The 18872-nt window shown below is 68.6% G+C and carries 25 protein-coding genes; 14 read left to right on the top strand and 11 right to left on the bottom strand.

Annotation, left to right across the window (positions count from 1 at the left end; genetic code table 11):
* The first annotated feature begins 3 nt into the window (after nucleotides 1-3).
* The 3 genes from AB0J95_RS16215 to AB0J95_RS16225 are packed head-to-tail and all read left to right on the top strand — an operon-like array spanning nucleotide 4 to nucleotide 2773.
* Nucleotides 4-906 (top strand): sugar ABC transporter permease, encoded by a 903-nt coding sequence (locus AB0J95_RS16215; protein ID WP_364757741.1) that lies wholly within the window; start codon nucleotides 4-6, stop codon nucleotides 904-906.
* On the top strand, nucleotides 903-1790 hold the full coding sequence (locus AB0J95_RS16220; protein WP_364757743.1) for a carbohydrate ABC transporter permease: 888 nt from the start codon (nucleotides 903-905) through the stop codon (nucleotides 1788-1790). Before AB0J95_RS16215 ends, AB0J95_RS16220 begins: the two co-directional genes overlap by 4 nt.
* A gap of 50 nt (nucleotides 1791-1840) precedes the next feature.
* Nucleotides 1841-2773, top strand: coding sequence for a YihY/virulence factor BrkB family protein (locus AB0J95_RS16225; protein WP_364757745.1), 933 nt, complete (start codon nucleotides 1841-1843; stop codon nucleotides 2771-2773).
* On the opposite strand, the gene AB0J95_RS16230 is transcribed toward AB0J95_RS16225, so the two are convergent.
* Nucleotides 2767-3399, bottom strand: a complete 633-nt coding sequence (locus tag AB0J95_RS16230; RefSeq protein WP_364757746.1) for a helix-turn-helix domain-containing protein — start codon at nucleotides 3397-3399, stop codon at nucleotides 2767-2769. The two genes, AB0J95_RS16225 and AB0J95_RS16230, sit on opposite strands and share 7 nt — an antisense overlap.
* A gap of 107 nt (nucleotides 3400-3506) precedes the next feature.
* Here AB0J95_RS16230 and AB0J95_RS16235 point away from each other — a divergent pair, with 107 nt between their 5' ends.
* Nucleotides 3507-4940, top strand: a complete 1434-nt coding sequence (locus AB0J95_RS16235) for an MFS transporter (protein ID WP_364757748.1) — start codon at nucleotides 3507-3509, stop codon at nucleotides 4938-4940.
* A gap of 209 nt (nucleotides 4941-5149) precedes the next feature.
* Here AB0J95_RS16235 and AB0J95_RS16240 read toward each other — a convergent pair whose 3' ends face one another.
* Complete coding sequence (locus tag AB0J95_RS16240) at nucleotides 5150-5962, bottom strand: DUF4142 domain-containing protein (RefSeq protein ID WP_364757750.1); 813 nt, start codon at nucleotides 5960-5962, stop codon at nucleotides 5150-5152.
* Between the two features lie 378 nt (nucleotides 5963-6340).
* Here AB0J95_RS16240 and AB0J95_RS16245 point away from each other — a divergent pair, with 378 nt between their 5' ends.
* Both AB0J95_RS16245 and AB0J95_RS16250 read left to right on the top strand, forming a co-directional pair.
* Nucleotides 6341-6766: a pyridoxamine 5'-phosphate oxidase family protein gene (locus tag AB0J95_RS16245; RefSeq protein WP_364757751.1), complete on the top strand. Its 426-nt coding sequence runs from the start codon at nucleotides 6341-6343 to the stop codon at nucleotides 6764-6766.
* Nucleotides 6767-6865: 99 nt separating this feature from the next.
* Nucleotides 6866-7219: a VOC family protein gene (locus tag AB0J95_RS16250; protein ID WP_364757753.1), complete on the top strand. Its 354-nt coding sequence runs from the start codon at nucleotides 6866-6868 to the stop codon at nucleotides 7217-7219.
* Between the two features lie 34 nt (nucleotides 7220-7253).
* Here AB0J95_RS16250 and AB0J95_RS16255 read toward each other — a convergent pair whose 3' ends face one another.
* The gene (locus tag AB0J95_RS16255; protein WP_364757755.1) at nucleotides 7254-7406 is read right to left on the bottom strand and encodes a hypothetical protein; all 153 of its coding nucleotides are present in this window, start codon (nucleotides 7404-7406) and stop codon (nucleotides 7254-7256) included.
* A gap of 130 nt (nucleotides 7407-7536) precedes the next feature.
* Here AB0J95_RS16255 and AB0J95_RS16260 point away from each other — a divergent pair, with 130 nt between their 5' ends.
* Nucleotides 7537-7659, top strand: coding sequence for a hypothetical protein (locus tag AB0J95_RS16260; protein WP_364757756.1), 123 nt, complete (start codon nucleotides 7537-7539; stop codon nucleotides 7657-7659).
* Between the two features lie 119 nt (nucleotides 7660-7778).
* Here the strand turns inward: AB0J95_RS16260 and AB0J95_RS16265 are convergent, their stop codons facing one another.
* From AB0J95_RS16265 to AB0J95_RS16275, 3 genes are all read right to left on the bottom strand, one after another.
* Nucleotides 7779-8150: a hypothetical protein gene (locus AB0J95_RS16265; RefSeq protein ID WP_364757987.1), complete on the bottom strand. Its 372-nt coding sequence runs from the start codon at nucleotides 8148-8150 to the stop codon at nucleotides 7779-7781.
* A gap of 169 nt (nucleotides 8151-8319) precedes the next feature.
* Nucleotides 8320-8727, bottom strand: a complete 408-nt coding sequence (locus tag AB0J95_RS16270) for a cupin domain-containing protein (RefSeq protein WP_364757758.1) — start codon at nucleotides 8725-8727, stop codon at nucleotides 8320-8322.
* Nucleotides 8728-9048: 321 nt separating this feature from the next.
* Nucleotides 9049-10263, bottom strand: a complete 1215-nt coding sequence (locus tag AB0J95_RS16275; RefSeq protein ID WP_364757759.1) for a glycosyltransferase — start codon at nucleotides 10261-10263, stop codon at nucleotides 9049-9051.
* Between the two features lie 178 nt (nucleotides 10264-10441).
* Here AB0J95_RS16275 and AB0J95_RS16280 point away from each other — a divergent pair, with 178 nt between their 5' ends.
* Nucleotides 10442-11149, top strand: a complete 708-nt coding sequence (locus tag AB0J95_RS16280) for a methyltransferase domain-containing protein (RefSeq protein ID WP_364757760.1) — start codon at nucleotides 10442-10444, stop codon at nucleotides 11147-11149.
* A 191-nt stretch (nucleotides 11150-11340) separates the two neighbouring features.
* Entirely contained in the window at nucleotides 11341-11568 is a 228-nt protein-coding gene (locus tag AB0J95_RS16285; protein WP_364757761.1) for a hypothetical protein, read from the top strand.
* Nucleotides 11569-11781: 213 nt separating this feature from the next.
* Here the strand turns inward: AB0J95_RS16285 and AB0J95_RS16290 are convergent, their stop codons facing one another.
* Nucleotides 11782-12300 carry a VOC family protein gene (locus AB0J95_RS16290; RefSeq protein WP_364757762.1) on the bottom strand — a complete coding sequence of 173 codons (519 nt, stop codon included), beginning with the start codon at nucleotides 12298-12300 and terminating at the stop codon, nucleotides 11782-11784.
* An 85-nt stretch (nucleotides 12301-12385) separates the two neighbouring features.
* Here AB0J95_RS16290 and AB0J95_RS16295 point away from each other — a divergent pair, with 85 nt between their 5' ends.
* Both AB0J95_RS16295 and AB0J95_RS16300 read left to right on the top strand, forming a co-directional pair.
* Nucleotides 12386-12853 carry a MarR family transcriptional regulator gene (locus tag AB0J95_RS16295; RefSeq protein WP_364757764.1) on the top strand — a complete coding sequence of 156 codons (468 nt, stop codon included), beginning with the start codon at nucleotides 12386-12388 and terminating at the stop codon, nucleotides 12851-12853.
* 14 nt (nucleotides 12854-12867) lie between these two features.
* Nucleotides 12868-13617: an alpha/beta hydrolase family protein gene (locus AB0J95_RS16300; RefSeq protein WP_364757766.1), complete on the top strand. Its 750-nt coding sequence runs from the start codon at nucleotides 12868-12870 to the stop codon at nucleotides 13615-13617.
* On the opposite strand, the gene AB0J95_RS16305 is transcribed toward AB0J95_RS16300, so the two are convergent.
* Complete coding sequence (locus AB0J95_RS16305) at nucleotides 13614-14480, bottom strand: LysR family transcriptional regulator (protein ID WP_364757768.1); 867 nt, start codon at nucleotides 14478-14480, stop codon at nucleotides 13614-13616. The two genes, AB0J95_RS16300 and AB0J95_RS16305, sit on opposite strands and share 4 nt — an antisense overlap.
* 70 nt (nucleotides 14481-14550) lie before the next feature.
* On the opposite strand from AB0J95_RS16305, the gene AB0J95_RS16310 reads away from it, so the two are divergent.
* Nucleotides 14551-15270, top strand: a complete 720-nt coding sequence (locus AB0J95_RS16310) for an SDR family oxidoreductase (RefSeq protein WP_364757769.1) — start codon at nucleotides 14551-14553, stop codon at nucleotides 15268-15270.
* A 4-nt stretch (nucleotides 15271-15274) separates the two neighbouring features.
* Here the strand turns inward: AB0J95_RS16310 and AB0J95_RS16315 are convergent, their stop codons facing one another.
* Together AB0J95_RS16315 and AB0J95_RS16320 are read right to left on the bottom strand one after the other, a co-directional pair.
* Nucleotides 15275-15934, bottom strand: coding sequence for a response regulator transcription factor (locus AB0J95_RS16315; protein ID WP_364757771.1), 660 nt, complete (start codon nucleotides 15932-15934; stop codon nucleotides 15275-15277).
* Nucleotides 15931-17034 (bottom strand): histidine kinase, encoded by a 1104-nt coding sequence (locus AB0J95_RS16320; RefSeq protein WP_364757773.1) that lies wholly within the window; start codon nucleotides 17032-17034, stop codon nucleotides 15931-15933. Before AB0J95_RS16320 ends, AB0J95_RS16315 begins: the two co-directional genes overlap by 4 nt.
* Nucleotides 17035-17216: 182 nt before the next feature.
* Here AB0J95_RS16320 and AB0J95_RS16325 point away from each other — a divergent pair, with 182 nt between their 5' ends.
* The gene (locus AB0J95_RS16325; protein WP_364757775.1) at nucleotides 17217-17552 is read left to right on the top strand and encodes a DUF6223 family protein; all 336 of its coding nucleotides are present in this window, start codon (nucleotides 17217-17219) and stop codon (nucleotides 17550-17552) included.
* Here AB0J95_RS16325 and AB0J95_RS16330 read toward each other — a convergent pair.
* Nucleotides 17438-18310 carry a hypothetical protein gene (locus AB0J95_RS16330; RefSeq protein ID WP_364757989.1) on the bottom strand — a complete coding sequence of 291 codons (873 nt, stop codon included), beginning with the start codon at nucleotides 18308-18310 and terminating at the stop codon, nucleotides 17438-17440. The two genes, AB0J95_RS16325 and AB0J95_RS16330, sit on opposite strands and share 115 nt — an antisense overlap.
* Before the next feature lie 363 nt (nucleotides 18311-18673).
* On the opposite strand from AB0J95_RS16330, the gene AB0J95_RS16335 reads away from it, so the two are divergent.
* On the top strand, nucleotides 18674-18805 hold the full coding sequence (locus AB0J95_RS16335; protein ID WP_364757777.1) for a hypothetical protein: 132 nt from the start codon (nucleotides 18674-18676) through the stop codon (nucleotides 18803-18805).
* The last annotated feature ends 67 nt before the right edge of the window (nucleotides 18806-18872 follow it).

Here is an 18872-nt window from a genome sequence, read left to right on the forward strand (position 1 = left end):
GGCATGGCCCGGCGCCGGGGCGAGACGCGATGGGCGTGGACCTTCCTGTCCCCCTGGATCATCGGCTTCCTGCTGTTCACCGCCGGACCCATGCTGATCAGCCTGGTCCTGTCGTTCGCCCGCTACGACATGCTCAAACCACCGTCCTTTGTGGGCACCGACAACTACCGGGAACTGCTCAGCGACCCCAAAGCCGGCACAGCGCTCTACAACACGCTGCTGTTCACCGTGCTGCACGTGCCCCTGCACATCATCCTCGCGCTCGCGCTGGCGTCGCTGCTGCGCCGCGCCGGCCGGGCCGGCGGCTTCTTCCGCACGGTGCTGTACCTGCCGGTGATGACGCCGCCGGTCGCGCTGGCGGCGATGTTCCTGTTGCTGCTCAACGGCCAGACCGGCGCCATCAACGAGGTGCTCGGCTGGTTCGGTTTCACCGGCCCGAACTGGACCACCGACCCGGTGTGGATCAAACCAGGACTGGTGCTGATGAGCCTGTGGACCGTCGGCAGCACAGCGGTCATCTACCTCGCGGCGCTCAGCCGGGTGCCCGCGGAGCTCTACGAGGCGGCACGGCTGGACGGCGCGAGCGCGTGGCGCCAGTTCTGGCACATCACACTGCCCGCCATCAGCGGGACGGTGTACTTCACCGTCATCGTCACCACGATCGCCTCGCTGCAGACGTTCACCGAGGCGTACGCGATGTTCTTCGGCAACAGCCAGACCGCGGACAACCAGGGCGACTCGGCGCTGTTCTACGTGATCTACCTGTTCCAGCAGGCGTTCGGCTCGCTGCGGATGGGTTACGCGTCCGCGCTGGCCTGGCTGCTGTTCGCGATCATCGCCGTCATCACGATCATCCAGGTGCGGCTGTCGCGCCGCCTGGTGTACTACGAAAGCGAGCCGCGATGAGCCTCGTCGAAGCCCCGCCCGCGGTCGTCGCGGCGGCCCCGGAACCGCAGCCGCGGCAACCGCGTCCGGTCGGCACCGGCCGGGTCCTGAGTATCGGCGCGCTCGGGGTGACGGCGGCGGCGTTCGTGTATCCGTTGGTGTGGCTGATCGTCTCCTCGCTCAAGGACCGCGCGCACGTCTTCGACAACGCGTTGATCCCGCGGCCGCTCATGCTGAGCAACTACGTCGAGGTCTGGCAGGCGGTTCCGCTGCTGTTGTGGATCGGCAACAGCGTGCTGGTCGGGTTCGCCGCCGCGGCGGCCGCGACGCTGTCCAGCGCCGTGGTGGCCTACGGTTTCGCGCGGTTCCGGTTTCGCGGGCGCGGTGTGCTGTTCGGCCTGGTGCTGGCGACCATGATGCTGCCCGGCGCGGTCACGATGGTGCCGACCTACCTGGAGTGGCAGGCCGTGGGCCTGGCGACGACCCAGATCCCGTTGTGGGCGCAGAACCTGTTCGGCTCGGCGTTCTACATCTTCCTGCTGCGCCAGTTCTTCCTCGGCCTGCCCGGCGAGGTCTTCGACGCGGCGAAGGTGGACGGCGCCGGACACCTGCGCACCTTCACGAGCATCGCGCTGCCGATGACCCGGCCCGCACTGGTCGTCGTGTTCGTGCTCGAGTTCAAGGCGGCCTGGACCGACCTGATCAAACCGCTGATCTACCTGCGGCAGCCGGACTTCTACACGCTGCCGCGCGGGCTGAAGGCCGTGCTGGACCGGTTCGGCCAGGGCGGCGAGTCGCAGTGGGAGCTCGTGCTGACCGCGAGCGCCATCGCGACCGTGCCGATGGTCCTGCTGTTCCTGTTCGCACAGCGTTATTTCGTCCAGGGCATGACACTCGGCCGCTGAGGTTCGGCAGGCCATCCGGCGGGTACGCCTGAGTCCCCAAGGAGGCGGACATGACGCACACGGTGGACGGGCCGACCGACCTGTCGAAGCGGTCCTGGTGGCAGGTTCTGAAACGGACGCTGCGGGAGTTCCAGCGCGACAACCTGATGGACCTCGCGGCCACGCTCACCTACTACAGCATGATGTCGCTGTTCCCCGGGATCGTGGTGCTCACCTCGCTGCTCGGCCTGCTCGGTCCCTCCTCGACCAAGGCGCTGACCGACAACGTCCAGCAGATGGCGCCCGGCCCGGCCCGCGACCTCGTGCTGAAGTCCATCGGCGAACTGCAGAACAGCAGCCACCTGGCCGGCCCGTTCGCGATCGTGGGCCTGGTGATCGCGTTGTGGACCGCCTCCGGCTACATCGGCGCGTTCATCCGGTCCTCCAACGCCATCTACGACGTGGAGGAGGGACGCCCGGCGTACAAGACGATCCCGCTGCAGATCGGCCTGACCCTGGCGATCGTGATCTTGCTCGGCGTCTGCGCCATCGGTGTGGTGGCGACCGGGGGCCTCGCCGACCGGGTCGGGCACCTGCTGGGCATCGGTTCGACCGGGATCCTGATCTGGGACATCGCCAAATGGCCGGTGATCGCGGTGCTGATCAGCCTCGTGTTCGCGCTGCTGTACTGGGCGGCGCCCAACGTCCGGCATCCCGGCTTCCGCTGGCTCACCCCCGGCAGCGCCCTGGCCGTGGTGCTGTGGGTGATCGCCTCGGCGGGCTTCGCCGTGTACGTGGCGAACTTCAGCTCGTACAACAAGACCTACGGCTCACTCGCCGGGATCGTGATCTTCCTGATCTGGCTGTGGATCTCCAACCTGGCCGTCCTGCTGGGTGCCGAGTTCGACGCGGAACTGGCCCGTGGCAAGCAGATCGCCAGCGGTCAGCCGGCCGACCAGGAACCGTACCTGCAACCCCGCGACGATCCCGGCGACGGTCAGTGAGCCACGATTCCGTTGTGAACCAACGAGGTCAGCATGTCGATGGCCTCGTCGGCAGAAGGCGCTGAGCGCGCTGTCGTCCCGCCGGGTGCTCGTCCACCGGTCGCCAGCCAGACGTACGCGAACTGCAGCAGCATGCTGCTCACCGCCGACGCCAGCAGCGCGGGATCGCCCGCGAGGTGAACGCCGCGCTTGTCCAACTGCTCCAGGTGCTGGTGCAACATGGTGGTGTTGAGCCATTCCCCGAAACCGGCGGTCAGTTCTCCGTCCACCATGGACGCCTGGAACATCGCGACCATCACCGGCAGGTGCGCGGTGTAGGTGTGCCAGAACACCTCGATGTGCGCGCGTAGCTGCGCCCGGTCGGACAGGTCGTGCTCGTCCGCGGCGCAGTCCATCGCGGCGGCCCGTTCGGCCGCGTCGGCCCTGAAGTCCGCGATCAGCGCCGCCAGCAGCTCCTCCTTGCTGGCGAAGTGGTCGTAGAACACCCCCGCCGAGCGGCCCGCCTCGGCCAGGATGTCGGTGATCTTGGTGTTCAGGTAGCCGCGCTCGGCGAACAGCCTCCTGGCCGCCGCCTTGAGCGCGAGCACGGTCTGCTCCGCCTTGGCCCTGCGGATCGACCCCGTCATCGCTGCTGGTCCCCTCCCTGTCGTTGACGGCGACCGTAACAGGCAGTATAACCGAAACGAATTTCGCCGAATCTAGTTTCGGTTTCTGTCGGGGAAGGCACCAGCACATGACAATGACCGCCGTCCGCCCACCCAAGTCGGCCAGCCGGTGGTGGAGCCTGGGGGTAATCGCGCTGGCCCAGCTGATGGTGGTGCTGGACACCACGATCGTGACCATCGCGCTGCCCACCACCCAGCAGGCCCTGGGCATGTTGGACGCGAGCAGGCAGTGGGTGGTGACCGCCTACACGCTCGCGTTCGGTGGCCTGCTACTGCTCGGCGGGCGGATCGCCGACCTGGCCGGCCGCAAGAGGACCCTGCTGGCCGGGGTGGCCGGGTTCGCCGTGGCCTCGGCGCTCGGCGGCGCCGCTGCCAACGCGGGCATGCTCATCGGCGCCCGCGCGCTGCAGGGCCTGTTCGCCGCGGTCCTGGCGCCGTCGACGATGTCCCTGCTGGTCACGATGTTCGCCGACCAGCGGGAACGGGCCAGGGCGTTCGGCATCTTCAGCGCGGTGCTGATCTCCGGCGGGGCCGCCGGGCTGATCCTGGGCGGCGTGTTCACCCAGTACCTGGACTGGCGCTGGTGCCTGTACGTCAACGTGCCCATCGCGATCACCGCGGGCATCGGCGCCGTCCTGGTGCTGCCCGGCATCCCCGGTCGGCCCAGCGGCCGCATCGACATCGCCGGCGCGGTCACCGGTGGCGGCGGCATGGCCGCGCTGGTGTTCGGCTTCGGCCAGGCGGCCGGGCATGGCTGGACCTCCGGCCTGGTGCTCGGCACCCTCGCCGCGGCCGTGGTCCTCCTGACGCTTTTCGTTGTGCTGCAACACAAGGTGCGTCAGCCGCTGCTGCCGCTGAAGGTGGTCTGCACACGCAACCGGGTCGGCGCGTTCCTGTCGGTGGCGCTGAACTTCATCGGCACGTTCGGCGTGTTCCTGTTCGTCACCTACCAGCTGCAGACCGTCATGCACTACTCGCCTGTCCAGGCGGGCTGCGCGTTCCTGCCGCTGATGGTGATGAGCGCGATCACCGCGACCCAGATCGTCGCCCGCCTGCTGCCCAAGGTGCGGCCACGCACACTGATCGCGCCCGGCCTCTTGATCGCCGCGGTGGGAATGTTCCTGCTCACGTTCCTCAGCACGGACAGCTCGTACGTCGCGCACATCCTGCCCGCCGAGGTCCTGGTCGGTCTCGGGTCCGGAGCTGTCATGTCGCCGAGCCTGAACACCGCCACGCGTGGTGTGGTGCCCAGCGACACCGGCGTCATCTCTGCGTTCGTCAGCACCTCCCAGCAGATCGGCGCGTCGATCGGCACCGCGTTGCTGAACACCATCGCTGCGAGCACCACCGCGTCCTACCTGGCCGTGCATGTGACGGCCGGTCAGGTCGAGGGGAACGTGTACGGCTACCGGGTCGCGTCTGCGTGGGCTGCAGGCATCCTTGTCGTCGCAGCGGTTCTGGCCGCCGTCCTGATCAACACCCGCACACAGCGCGTCGGATGACGGGTGGGTGATGGTGGTGCGCGACAACGAACCAGGTGAACCGGGCCATGAGTCCCGCCGAGTCGGTTGGCCGGATACTTTCCGAATTTACCGTCGGCCGAACGGTGACGAGACGCGCCGGAAAAGAACCCGGTTCACGCACTGCTCCAAGGAGCCGGACGTGACGGTCACCGAAATCGGGCCATGCACGTGGTTACGAACGGCGTCAGTTAGCGGTCGCCCGCGAAGAGCTTCGACCCGCCACGTCGCCGCTCAGGCTCCCTGCGCTCGGCGCGGCGTTCGCTGCGGCGGTCATCGCCGCGGTCACTGCCGCGGTCGTCCTCGTCATCCGGCAGCTGCGACCACACCGGGCCGTCCGGGCGGCGCCGGTTGCGGCCGGTGGCGAACCAGAGGAAGAAGATCGCGACCGCCACGACCATCGGCACCAGCGTCAGCGCCACGATCATGTCCAGGCCGTCCGAGTCGGACATCACCATCATCGGCGTCGGGTCGTTCAACGTGCCGAAGTCGACCATCCCGGTCGCCTCCAGCAGCGTCATGTGCCGGTTCACGATCGTGTTCGCGGTCGTGGCGAACTTGCGGATCTCCGGGTCCGAGGTGGACGTGCGCGCCTTGGCGATCACCGGGAAGATCAGGCCGTGCGCCGCCCGCAGGCGCTGGGCGAAGACCGAGTCGAACTGGGTCCCGGAGGCCTGGGCCATCTCGGTCAGCCAGCTCTTCTGGTTGTCATAGGGCTCGGTCGGCAGCTTCAGGTTGTAGGTCGCGGCCAGTCCCTCGACGACCCCCTGCAGCATCAGGTGGTCGGACGCCATGGTCTTGCCGGCCTCTTGGACCCGGGGGTTCGAGGACTTCTCCTGGGCCATCTGCCCGGCGGGCATCTCCCACAGGTTGGCCATCCGGACCTTGATGATCAGCTCGGTGTCGATCGCCGACAGCGGCGGGGCGGACTGCGCCGCGTTGGCCACCGCCGGGACCGAGACCATGAACAGCGCGAGCACGAGCGGGATGAGAAGTCGTTTCACGGTGTTCATCCTGTGTCCGGGCCTCCGAATGAATACGGACTACTGAGCGTCGTCGCGATACGACCGGGTTCGGGCAGGACCCGGTCGCTTCACAGATGGATACGGAGCGGGCGGGCCGGCGGTTCAAACAAACGTTCCGCCGCTCATCGGATCTCCCCCGTGGTTCCCGGCCACCGGAGAACCCGAGGTCAGGACCCGAAGGCCGGGCACGGGCCCAGCTTACAGTGGATCATGAACGGATCCGCCCGGGGCATGCGGTCCCGATCGGGCCGCCTGCACAGGTGGTCTAGTCCCGGCAACCCATCGTGTCGCCGATGCGGAGAGGCCACCACCTTCGCGGAACGCGTTTTGTCAGACCCCCTGAGTAACGTACCGCGCATGGCACTATCGGTTGCAGAGCGTGAAAAGTTCCTGGCGGAGCCGCATATCGGCGCACTGTCAGTGGTGGAGAGACCCGATCGTGCGCCGCTCGTCGTGCCCATCTGGTACTCCTACACACCCGGCGGCGAGCTGTGGGTACGGACCCAGCCCGACTCGAGGAAGGCGCGGGCGATCGCGGCCGCGGGCAGGTTCAGCATGATGGCGCAGCGAACCGAACCGACCGCCCGGTACGTCTCCGTCGAGGGCCCGGTGACCAGGACCGCCGCGGACACCGAGGAGCTGGCGCTGGAGATGGCCGAGCGGTACCTGCCGCCGGACAAGGCCGCCGAGTTCGTCGCGTTCGAACGCGAGCAGATCGGCACGTTCTTCGCCATCTACATGCGACCGGAACACTGGTTATCGCTGGACATGGGGCCGGCCTGACCTCCAGGCGCCGAGACAGCGGTGAATGCCGTGACCGAAGGCGGTGTGCGTGCCGGCCTGGCTTGACTTGAAGCCGCGTTGAGGTTGTCCCATGGGGGCATGGAGATCACGGGGCTGGGGTGGCTGGGCACGCGGACGGCGCGGGCGGAGGCGCTGGTGGCGTTCTACCGCGATGTGCTCGGATTGCCGTTGCGGCACGAGGAACCGGGCTTCTGGGTGTTCACGTTGCCGGATGGGCGGAATGTGGAGGTGTTCGGGGAGCGGTGTCCGGGGAAGGGGCATTTCGAGACCGGGCCGGTGGCCGGGTTCGCGGTCCGGGATCTGCCCGCGGCGGTGGCCGAGCTGGAACAGGCCGGGGTGGAGCTGCTCGGCGAGCCCGGGCCGACCTGGCAGCACTTCCGCGGTCCAGATGGCAACGTGTACGAACTGGTGGCGGACCAGAGCATGTCCTGACCGCGATAGCCGAGGCGGTTGCACAAGACACGCTCTAGCTCCGGCTGTCCGATGTGGACCCTCGTCCCGGGTCCCGCTCGGGTAGCGGCACGGTGCGATGGCAGATCCGCACCACCTGTAGCGCGAACCGGTGGATGCGTGCGGCCAGGTCGGTGTCGCCGGCCGGCCGCGGGTCCTGATCGGACATCGGGAGGATCCTCTCTTCTCGTGGTGACCGGCACTCTGACCGGACAGCGGCCGTGGGTGTGACAAGTGGTGACAAGAAACGGCGGGCTGTCCGGTCAAGAGGGCAGACCACTCCCGGAGGTGAGGACGCCATGAGTGAAGCCGTGTTCGACCAGGTCCGCCCGCAGGTGTCCGGCATCGCCTACCGGTTGCTGGGCGCCGAGCAGGCCGAAGCGCTCGACATGGCGGTGTTGCTGCTGCTGGAGCGCCCGTGATGCTCGGCACGATCGAAGCGAGCGCCAATGGGATCGAACGCCTGATGATGGTGGTCAACCCGACAAACTCACCGGGTTCGCCCGGCGCGTCGAAGGCGCCAGCTATCGTCCACAGTAGACTAAACCAGGAGCAGCACACCACCGACAAGCAGCGCAACGACTTTAACGCCCTCAAGCGCCACATACGCGATATGCGCATGGGATCGGGGTGCGTCTTCGCCGGCGAGGACGCGATCGGACCGTCGGCTCAGCCGCGGCCGGACCAGCGCGACCTGGATCACGAGCATCAGAATCGCCGCACACAGCGGGATCAGCACGTCAACGGGCGGCGCTGCGGTGATGAGCGTCACGACGATCACGAGCGCGAGTACGGCTTCGATGGTGTTCAGCGCCCGGAAGACGATCCGGCCGATCCCCAACCCGAGCGGCACCGTCACGCCGGGCGCCCGGAACTTCAATGGCGCTTCGACAAAGGAAATCGCTAGCACCATCCCCAGCCAGACGAACGTCACCGCAACCGCCACACTCACCGAGACACCTCCGAGGGTCGATCCCGCCACCCGGAGTCTACGTCCGCCACAAAACCGTAGCCCCAACAGGTGCAAGCCTGCCCGGCACCGTCCACTATGGACACAAAAGTCGGCCGGGAGGCACCGCCGCTCAGCCCTTGACGGCGCTGGGATGGCGCAGGTGGGTGCGTGCGGCGATCTCTTCGGCGTCGAGGAAGTCCAGCATCGGCACGTCCGGCGCGCACAGCATGCACACCACGAACTTCGCTTCGATGTCATCCCGGAGGTTCGCTGCCTGGTAGTGCACGACCTCGCCGCCGGGCTCCCAGAACGCCTCGCCCGCCTTGATCGGGTACGGCTCCTCGCCCTCCAGCTCGAACAGCATCTCGCCCTCGAGCATGTACCCGAACACCGGGCCGGAGTGGCGGTGCGGGCCCGATCCGGGGTCGCCCGGGGGGATGGTCACGGTCGCGACCATGGCGGCGGCGCCCGCCGGGATCGCAGCGGCCTGGTGCAGCAACATGTCCAGCTTGGTGGTGGACATTCCAGCGTTTGGCATGCCTCGAACCTACTTCGGCGCACCACGATCCCGTGGTCCAGTCACGCCGCGATTCCGTGGGCCAGCGGACGATCGCGGGAACCAACGGGCCATCCTCACCGACTCTTGGGACACGAAGCCATTCGTACGTCCACTGAGGACATCCGACGGTGCTGCCAGCCTCCGCGTGCGCCACGCATATCACTGACAAGACCCCGGGTCCCAGCCGGTCGGCGTGGTGACCGAGTGCGAAATGGACACCGTGGCAGGGCGGCCGCGGTTCGCGTTCCGGCTCCCGAGGCGATGGCGGTGGCCCGGGCGGCGCGCCCGGGCCACCAGCCGTTAGCTCACCGCGTCCAGCAGCATCTTCGCCGCCACCGTCGTCCCGTCGGTCCGGATCGCACCCGCAACGGCCTTCGCGCGGGCCCGGACCTCTGGGCTCAACGCCACGGACAGCGCGGCCGACAGCGACTCCATGCTCGGTGTGGGGCCGTCGTAGAGCACGCCAATGCCCAGGTCAGCGATCCGCCGCCCCCAGATCGGCTGGTCCACGATCTGGGGAATCACCACTTGGGGCACGCCCGCGGCACTGGCCGTCGTGGTGGTGCCCGCGCCGCCGTGATGCAGGACCGCGGCCACCCGCCCGAACAGGGCCTGATGGTTGACCTCCCCCACCACCAGGCAGTCGTCCCGGTCGTCGATCGCAGCCAGACCGGCCCACCCACGGCCCAGGATCACGCGGCGCCCCTGCGCCCGGATCGCCGGGATCACGTCTTCGGCAATGCCGGTCGCCCCGCGCAGGGCCATGCTGCCAAAGCCCACGTAGACCGGCGGGTCGCCGGCCGCCAGGAACGCCTCCACCTCGTCCGGGAGCGGGCGGGAGTCCGGCAGGATCCACGCGCCTGTCTGCACGACGTCGAGGCTGAGCAGGCTCCGCCACGGCCACAGGATCGGGTCCGCGGCCAGCCACGGCCGGTCGCCGAACACGTAGTCGCGGATGTTGTTCACCGGCGGCAGGCCGATCGCGGCCCGATGGGTGTTCTCCGCCTCGCCGTACAGCTCGGACACCCGCAGGGCGTCGTACTCCCACAGTTTCTTGACGTCCTTCTCCCCCTCCGGGGTCGGCGTGCCCGGCCGCGCCGCCGACGGCGGAAGGTACGGCGAGGGCAGGCCGACCGTGTGGAAACACGCGAACACGTACGGGATGCCCAGTTTGTCGGCCACTGACCGCGCGCCGACCGGGATCAGCCCGGTCGCCACCAGCGCGTCACAGTCCTCGCCGAGCTTGAGCAGGGTGTCGTACCGCGCCGCGACCAGTTCGGGCGCGAGCTGGAACGCGGCCCCCGCCGAGGGCGGCCGCTCACCGAGCACGATGGAACGCACCGTCGGCCCGAGCGGCACCAACGGCACTCCCACCCGGTCGGTCAGCGCCGTGAACTCCTCGTCGGCCGGTGCGGCCAGCACGGCCTCGGCGCCGAGCTCCCGCAACCGCGACGCGAGCGCCACCAACGGCTCGACATCGCCCCGGGAACCCCACGTCGACAACAACACACGCATACTGCGAATCCCCCAACCACCTCGTGTTTTTCATTTCGGCGGGCGATTGTGCAGCACATCCGGGGTCTTGCCGCAAGCCCCCCAGTGCGCTATATGTTGAAGTGGGGAGAGGGAATGTTCTGCGGGCCGCCCCGAAAATCCGTCGCCCGAGCCGCGAAAGCGACCTAGCCTCGGCTGAATGGATCTGTCCACCATTGCGGTGCCCCATACCCACACTCACCTCAAGCCGTTGCTGCCCGCGGCGCCCGCCCGCGTTCTCGAGGCAGGCTGCGGCCGCGGCGCGTTGGCCGCGGCGCTGGCGGACCTGGGCTACGAAGTCACCGGCGTGGATCGCGACGCGGACATGGCCGCCGCGGCCAAGGAACGCGGAGTTGCTGTCATCGAGGCCGACATCCGCGACGTTTCCGGCGAGTACGACGTCGTGTTGTTCACGCGTTCCCTGCACCACGCCGAAAGCCTGGACGATCTGCTGGCGCACGCGGCCACATTGCTCGCTCCCGGCGGGCGGCTCGTCATCGAGGAGTTCGCCTGGGAACGGGTCGACCAGGCCGCCGCGCATTTCCTCTACGACACCCTCGCGATCCTGGTCGCCGCGGGTCTGCTCGACGCCGAACCGCCGAAGGACGACCTGCTCACCGCCTGGGTGGACGGCCACAATCACCTCCACCAGGGGTCCGCGATGCTCGAGGCGCTCGGCCGCGTCGGCTCCGACCTGACCACGGTGACGACGAGCATCCTGTGGCGCCTGGTCGACGGACGCGGCGCGACCTGGACCGAACCCGCCCGCGCCGCCGACGTCCTCAACGCCATGCGTGATGCCGAGGAACGCCGTCTCGCGGCCGGCATGCTTCCCCCGGTCGGCCTGCTCGCGTCCGTCCGCTGCTAGCTCTTCTTGCTGTCACGAAACTCTCCGGCGCGAACTGGTTCCCCGCCCCACCACCACTTCGTCCAGGAACAGCAGCGCCAGGATGATCCGGATCACCAGCGTCACAGCTTCGCTCCATTCTGGACGGTCAGCTCGGCGAGGTGTTCGGCGAAGGTGTGCTCGCAACGCGGCGACAAGGAACCTGGATATCGATGTCAAGGTCCACTGTCAGGGCCGGGCTGCTGGAGTCGCTGCCCGGCGCCCGCGGCGGGTTCCGGCCGGCGGCCAAGGCCTGGCGGCAAACCCTTGCCGCCCAGACCATCGCGCACATCAAGGCGGAGGCGGAGCGCAACGCCCCGGCCATCGCCGGGGTCGCCCGCCGCGCCTACGGCCGCGATCGACCCTCAGCACTCGAGCCGGTTCCAGAAGTCCGTTTGTGAGCTGGTAGCGGTTGACAAAGCATGGCCGTAGGGCACCCGGGAACACCGCAGTCCTCGTCCGGGTCGGCCATCCCGTGCTCGAACTCGTAGTGGAAGCACACGTAGTGCATCCGCTCGAACACCTCGTAGCGGGCACGGTTCACCCGCACCGGCACGCCACACCGGCGGCACAGCAGTTCGTCCGACACGGTCAGATCGTCGCAGGCCGTTGGCTCAGCCCAGGATCTCCTCGCCGTTGAAGACGCCGAGCTCCTCGCGGTACAGCTCCAGGCCGACCCCGTTCGGGTCGCGGAAGTACACGCTGTCCTCCACGCCGCGGTCCGGCCCGAGGTAGTCGATCCCGGCCTCCTCGAGCTTGCGCTTGGCGGCCTCGAACTGCTCCGGCGCCACCGAGATGGCCAGGTGCTGCACCGCGCCGATGGTCTCGGAGAACGGCGGGTGGTCGTGGCCGGGGAAGTCGAAGAAGCCGAGCAGGTTGCGGTTGCCGATGTCGAAGAAGAAGTGGCTCGACCCGGCGTAGTCCCGGTTCTCCACCAGCTCGACCAGCGGGAAGCCGAGCAGGCCCTGGTAGAACCGGATGGTCTGCTCGACGTCCTTGCAGATCAGCGCCACGTGGTGGACACCGCGCACGGTGGTGGCCGGGCGTTCGCCGATCGGGCGCAGGTACTGCTCGCGCAGCTCGTCGCGGCGGGCTCGGATGTCTTCCAGCTCTTGACCCTGTGGTTGCGGCACGGCTGCTGAATCTAATCGCCCGGGGTGGACGGGTCCACCGGACACAGATGACACAAATTTCTGTCATCTGTGTTATGTTCAGGGGGTGCCGACCCCCGAGGAGTACGCGTTCCTGGACCGCGTCGCCGACTTCTACGCCCGCGAGTACCGGTTCCCGCCGGTGGCCGGCCGCGTGCTGGGCTACCTGCTGATCTGTTCGCCGCCGGAGCAGAGCATCGCGGAGCTGGCCGAGGCGCTGCTGGCCAGCCGCAGCGCGATCACCGGCGCGGTCACCCACCTCGCCGGGTATGGCGCCGTGGTCCGCACGCGGTCGGCAGGGCAGCGCATGGATCACGTCACGCTCGACCCGCGCGTGCTCGACCCGACCGGCTTCGCGGCGACCACGTACCAGCAGCAGGCAGCGCTGGCCCGGGAAGCCTTGGCGCTGCTGGCAGAGGGCCCCAGCCCGCGGCGCTCGATGATCGAGGAGGGCGCCGCGTTCTACGACTTCCTCGCCGAGCGGATGCCGGCCCTGCTCGACGAATGGCACGACCGCCGCAAGAACCTCCCCTGAAAGGCGGATCCAGCATGCCGAAGGATCCCCCCGGGTTACACACCCTCGACCACCCTGGCGGCAGCCCTGCGTTGCTGATGCTCAACGGCGCGTTCGGCACGGTGCGGAACTGGGACCGGGTCGTCCAGCGGCTCGCCGGGAAGTACCGCACCGTGCGGTTCGACGCCCGGGCGCGCGGAAAGTCGGGCACGTCGGCTGACTACTCCGTCGCCGCGGCTGTCGAGGACGTCGGACGGGTCATGCAAGCCACCGGCCTGACGCGTCCGGTTCTGGTCGGGTGGTCGCACGGCGCCACACTCGCGGTGCGATACGCGGCCCAGCACCCGGACCAGGTCGCCGGACTGGTGTTGATCGACGGCGCCTACCCCGTTGTCTCGTTGGACGAGGCGGCTCAGGAGCGGGCCCGCGCGCAGTTCCGGCGGCTCGGCTGGATCATGCGAATCTTGGCGATGTTCGGCCGGTCGGCGCGGCTGTCCCCCGATGAGGCTGCGGACGTGGTCATCGAGATGGACCAGGTGAACGGCTCGCTGGGCGCGGACTTCGCGGCCTTGCAATGTCCGGCCGTGTTCGTCGTTGGCACCGGCGCGCACTCGGGCGCTACCGCGGAGGAAATGAGTACCCTGCGCGCGTCAGTCACCGAGGCGACGGCTCGCAACTCGCGCGTATCGGTGTTCGCCACGACTCCGTGCAACCACGTGCAGATCCTTCGCAAGGCCCCGGACATCGTCGTTGCCGCGATCGACGCTGTCGTCCAGCAGTCCTAGCGTGCCGCTTCTCTTGCCGTGTCAACGAATCGGTCGATCCAGGGTGATCGGCGGCCCGCCGGCCACACCACCAGGACCCGATACGGCGTCGCGTCGGACACCTCTCGGTAGGCGATGTCCGGCCGGACGTTGACCGCCGCCAACGACGCCGGTACCAAGGCCACCGCCCGCCCCAGCGCGACCACGTCCAGCAACTCGGCCGTGTCGCTTACGACCGGGCCATCCGGTCGATCCGGATGGCCCAGCCAGTAGGCATGATCCACGACGTTGGGATCGCTCCACTGTGGCGAGGGCTCGTCCCTGACGTCGGCTGTGGTCAGACTCGGGTGTGTGGCGAGCCTGTGTCCCACCGCCAATGCTGCGAGACGCGGTTCGGTCGCGACGAGTTCGATGTCGAGGTCGCGGCCGTCGACACACGCGGCGATCGCCAGGTCCGCGCGGCCGTCCCGGACCATGTCGGCCTGTTCGCCGAACCCGCTCGGCACCACCTGGATCTCGGGTGCGTCCGGGTCCAGCCGGAACCGTTCGCGGACCTGGAGCAACAGCCGGGTGGACACGCCCGGCTTCGCGGTGACCACGAGTTCGTGCCCGGGCTGGCCTGCTTGCCGCGTCCGGCGGACCGCCGCGTCGAGGGCACCCAGAATCACCGCTGTCTCCTTGAGCAGGACTTCACCGGCCTGGGTCAACGCGAGCCGCGGGCCGCTGCGGTCGAACAGGGTGACACCGAGGCGGCGTTCCAGCTGACGCATGGCGCGTGACAACGGCGGCTGCGCGATCCCGAGTCTCGCGGCCGCTCGGGTGATGTTCAGGTCCTCCGCGACGGCACGGAAGTAGCGCAGTTCGCGGATCTCCGGCTCCGGCATACCGCCAGGGTATGGGGCGCCACCGGATCGGTCTTTCCGTCGCGGCCCAAGATGGGCTGAAGTGGACCGCATGAACGAAGTCGCACTGGTCACCGGCGGCAACAAGGGCATCGGCCGGGAGATCGTCCGCGGGCTCGCCGCGCGTGGCCTCACCGTCTACCTCGGCGCCCGCGATCCGCGGCGCGGGCAGACGGCAGTGGCAGAGCTGGCTAGCGAGAACATCCGCTTCGTGCAGCTGGACGTCACCTCCGAGACCTCCGTGCGGGCGGCGATCGACACGATCGAGACGGCGGCCGGGCGGCTGGACGTGCTGGTCAACAACGCCGGGGTCATGCTCGACTGGGGCACGCCGGCCACCGCGGCGCTGCTCCGGGAAACGTTCGAGGTCAACGTTTTCGGCGTCGTCACGGTGACATCCGCATGCCTGCCACTGCTGCGCCGGTCACCCAACCCCCGGATCGTCACCATGTCCAGCGGCCTCGGATCGCTCACCATGCTCAGCGACCCCACCAGCCCGCTCCCGGCGCGGGGCTTCCTCGCGTACAGCTCCTCCAAGGCCGCCCTCAACGCCCTGACCGTGACCTACGCCAACGCCCTGCGCGCCGACGGCATCAAGGTCAACGCCGTCAGCCCGGGCATGGTGCCCACCGACCAGAACGCCGCCGCCCCCTTCCCCCGCGGCAACCGCACCGCCGCCGAGGGCGCCGCCGTCGCCATCCAGCTCGCCACCATCCCCGCCGATGGCCCCACCGCCACCTTCCACGGCCCCAACGGGACCATCCCGTGGTGACCGGTCATGAACCTCGTGGGGTGACGAGGCCGGATTCGTAGGCGAGGACGACGAGCTGGGCGCGGTCGCGGGCGTGGAGTTTGGTCATGGCGCGGTTGATGTGGGTTTTGGCGGTGAGTGGGCTGATCACCATGTGGTCGGCGATCTCGTCGTTGGACAGGCCTTGGGCGACGAGGATGACGGCCTCACGCTCGCGGTTGGTCAACTCCTCCAGTCCGATGTGGACGGTGAGGGGTGGGTGGGTGACGTAGCGGGTGATGAGTTTGCGGGTGATGGAGGGCGCGAGGAGGGCGTCGCCGCGCGCGGCCACCCGGACGGCGTGCAGGAAGTCCTCCGGCTGGATGTCCTTGACCAGGAAGCCCGCCGCGCCGGCGCGAAGGGCGTCGAAGACGTACTCGTCCAGGCCGTAGTTGGTCAGGATGACGACGTGCACGCAGGCCAGGGCCGGGTCGGCGGCGATCAGGCGGGTCGCCTCGATGCCGTCGGCGACGGGCATCTGGATATCGATCAACGCGATGTCGGGCAGGTGCTGCCGGGCCAGCTCCAGGCCTTCGCGGCCGTCGGCGGCTTCGGCCACGACCTCGATGTCGTCCTCGACGTCGAGCAGCGCACGGAACCCGCTGCGGATGAGCGACTGGTCGTCGACCAGCAGAACACGGATCATGACGCGTGATCCACCGGAAGCTCGGCGTGCACGGTGAATCCTCCCTCGCTGCGCGGCGCCGCGCGCAACCGGCCACCGAGGGCGGTGACCCGTTCCCGCATCCCCAGCAGCCCAACGCCCGGCGCCGGTGCTGTGTCCACTGTGGCCTTTCCGTCGTCGTCGACCCGGATCACCAGAACGTCCGGCTGGTAGTCGATCCGGATCGACGCGGTGGCGGCGTCGGCGTGCCTGGCTATGTTGGTCAGCGACTCCTGCACGATCCGGTACGCGGTCCGCCCGACCGCCGCCGGAACGTCGTCGCGATGCCCCTCGATCGTCAGCGTCGCGTCCAGGCCGGTGGACCGCACCCGTCGCACCAGGTCCGGGACGTGGTCGAGGCCGTGCGGCGGGTTGGTGTCGTCGTCACGCAACGCTTCGAGGGTCGCCCGCAGCTCCCGCGCCGCCTCGCGACCGGCATCCCGGATCGCCAGGAGCGCGTCGGGCACCGGTTCACCTCGCTTGCGGGCCACGTGCACAGCGGCCTCGGCCTGCACTTTGATCACAGAGATCTGGTGGGTCAGCGAATCGTGCAGCTCCCGCGCGATGTGCAGCCGCTCCTCCCCCGCCCGGCGCCGCGCGGTCTCCTCGCGGGTGCGCTCGGCCTCGTCCGCCCGCCGCTCGGCCTGCCGCAACGCCTCACCCGCCGCACCCGCGGCGATCAGCCACGCCAGCTCAAGCGCACCACGGGCTTGCGCGAACGCCTGTCCCGTGTCGTGTAGGCCCGCAACCATTGCGGCGAAAGGAAGAGCGGCCAGCATCAGCACGCTCGCCACGATTGTGGTCACGCGGTGCCCCGCCCGCACGGCGCTGTACACGGCGATCAGGTACGCGACCGCGGGCACGTCGAACCCGGCCGCCTGGTACCCAACAACGCACACCCCGGTGACCACCAGGACCGCAATCGGAGCACGGCGGCGCGCGACCAACGCCAAGCCACCGACCGCCAACAGTCCGCAGCCAAGTGGGTCCAGGCTGGTGGGGACGTGCTTGGACAGCCCGGTGACCACGAGGATCGCCGCCACCCCGACGGCGATCGCCCAGTCCAGCAGACCCCTGCGCATGGGCGAACACTAGCCGGAGACCGGCCCCGGCGACTCCTGCACGCGGATGACCGCCGGACTACCACGAACGCAGTACTCCCCCGGCGGCTGCCACATCCGCGGCAGCACGAAATGTCCGCGGCCGCACGACGACCCGCCGCAGCCCTCGCCGACATGATCTGTCCACAACGAAAGGAGCCGATATGTCCATGGCTGCCGCTGCCGTCGACACCTTCGCCCTGACCCCCGGCCGAATCGTGGGCACCCTGGGCGCCTTCGCCGCGCTCGCCGGCGTGGTCGTCGGCTGGCGCGCGTTGGTCCGCCGCACGAGAAAGCAAGCAATCGTCGCCCTGGTGGCCGGGCCGACTGGGATGGTCGTCGGCGGGCTGGTAGTCGCGCTCGCCAAGGGCGGGCCCGGCACCGGCTACGGGATCGTCGGCGGGTACGCGGCGCTCGCGATCGGCCTGGCCGCCACCGTCCTCGGCTGGCTGGCGCTGACCCGCTCACCGGGGTACCGCAAGGAGGTTTCGACCAAGTAGCGGCACCTGTGCCGCCCCACCGTTTGCGCCTCGCACCGCAGTGGTTCCCTGCTGTCGCAGGGGTGACTCATGCTCGCCACTTGGCTTCCCACGCCTGCCAACGACTGTACGTTGGCCGGTGGAGCAAGGTTGCGGCTGGCGGAGCGTCGCTGAAGGACGGCAGGGACACCTGATCCGGTTCGTAGTCGCTGCACCAGGACACGGCGTTGTGTGACGGTCAAGGTCTGGCTGGTGATCGCGATCTGGGCAGTGCCTTGGTGGTCGCCGGTCAGCCAGGTGACCCCGCTTGCTGTGCGCATGGCGACGGCACCGTCGCCGAACGGGTAGTAGCGGGTGCCGGTGACGGTGCCGCTGGCCGAGTCGAGACGGAGTTCCTGACCGCCCAGATACAGGATTGTGCCTGTGGGGTCCTTGCGCAGCAGGCGAGCGCCCCCGGCGTCGTAGATGAAGGACGTGTCCTTCTTCCCGGGTTCGGTGACCTTGCTCAGGCGTCCTTCAAGGTCCCAGTCCAGGGTCTGGTTGCTCGACCCGACCTTGCGCCGTGTGGTGTTCCCAGCCGCGTCGTATCCGAACTCGTCCAGTGTTGATGGTGCCGGCGGGCGCTGTGTCTGGACGGATTGCAGTGCGTGTCCGGTAGGTGGGTACGTGTAGGTCCGGACAGTGTCGCCTGCCGTAGCGTGCCCACGCGGTTGCTGGAAATAGCTAAGACATTCCCTGATCGGGTGCCCTCCGACAAAGGACCATTCGGAGCATTTCAGTCACTGACATGTCACAACTCGTGACAGCTTGCGGACGGCAGATGAACTTCTGGTTCGCGGCAACAGCCAAATGCGCGACGTTCGGCGACATCTTCAACGATGACGCCGAGATCAGCACCTGGCTTGCGCAGACACAGATGCACAGTCCGCGTCCAGAATGTGGGCCAAATGCCGTGTAGATGTCTTGCCGATATCGCACACGGCACACCTCTCCTCAGGTCCGTACCTTACGGCGGGCACACAACGCGGACGTCGCCGCAACGCAGATAGCCCTTGATCAGGGGTTTTCAGAAGCCTGCAAGAACTCCGTCCAGGTGGGTCCGGATGGTGCAGGTGAAGGATCTCTTCGGCGAAAGGACGTGTATGAGCACGACGATCGAGACCGCGCCGCAGCCGGCGTCCATGGAGGAGTTGCGTGCGCTGGTGGAGGCGCAGGGTGGCATCAACGTGAACGACCTCCAGGACTATGCGGAGGGGTGCTGGACCGGGTGCTGATCCGGTAGTGCACCGCGCCGGCGTCGCTGGGGTGTCCAGCGGCGTCGGCCCGATTCATGGAGGACGT

It is taken from the genome of Actinocrispum sp. NPDC049592, assembly GCF_040675465.1.
GTDB lineage: Bacteria > Actinomycetota > Actinomycetes > Mycobacteriales > Pseudonocardiaceae > Kibdelosporangium.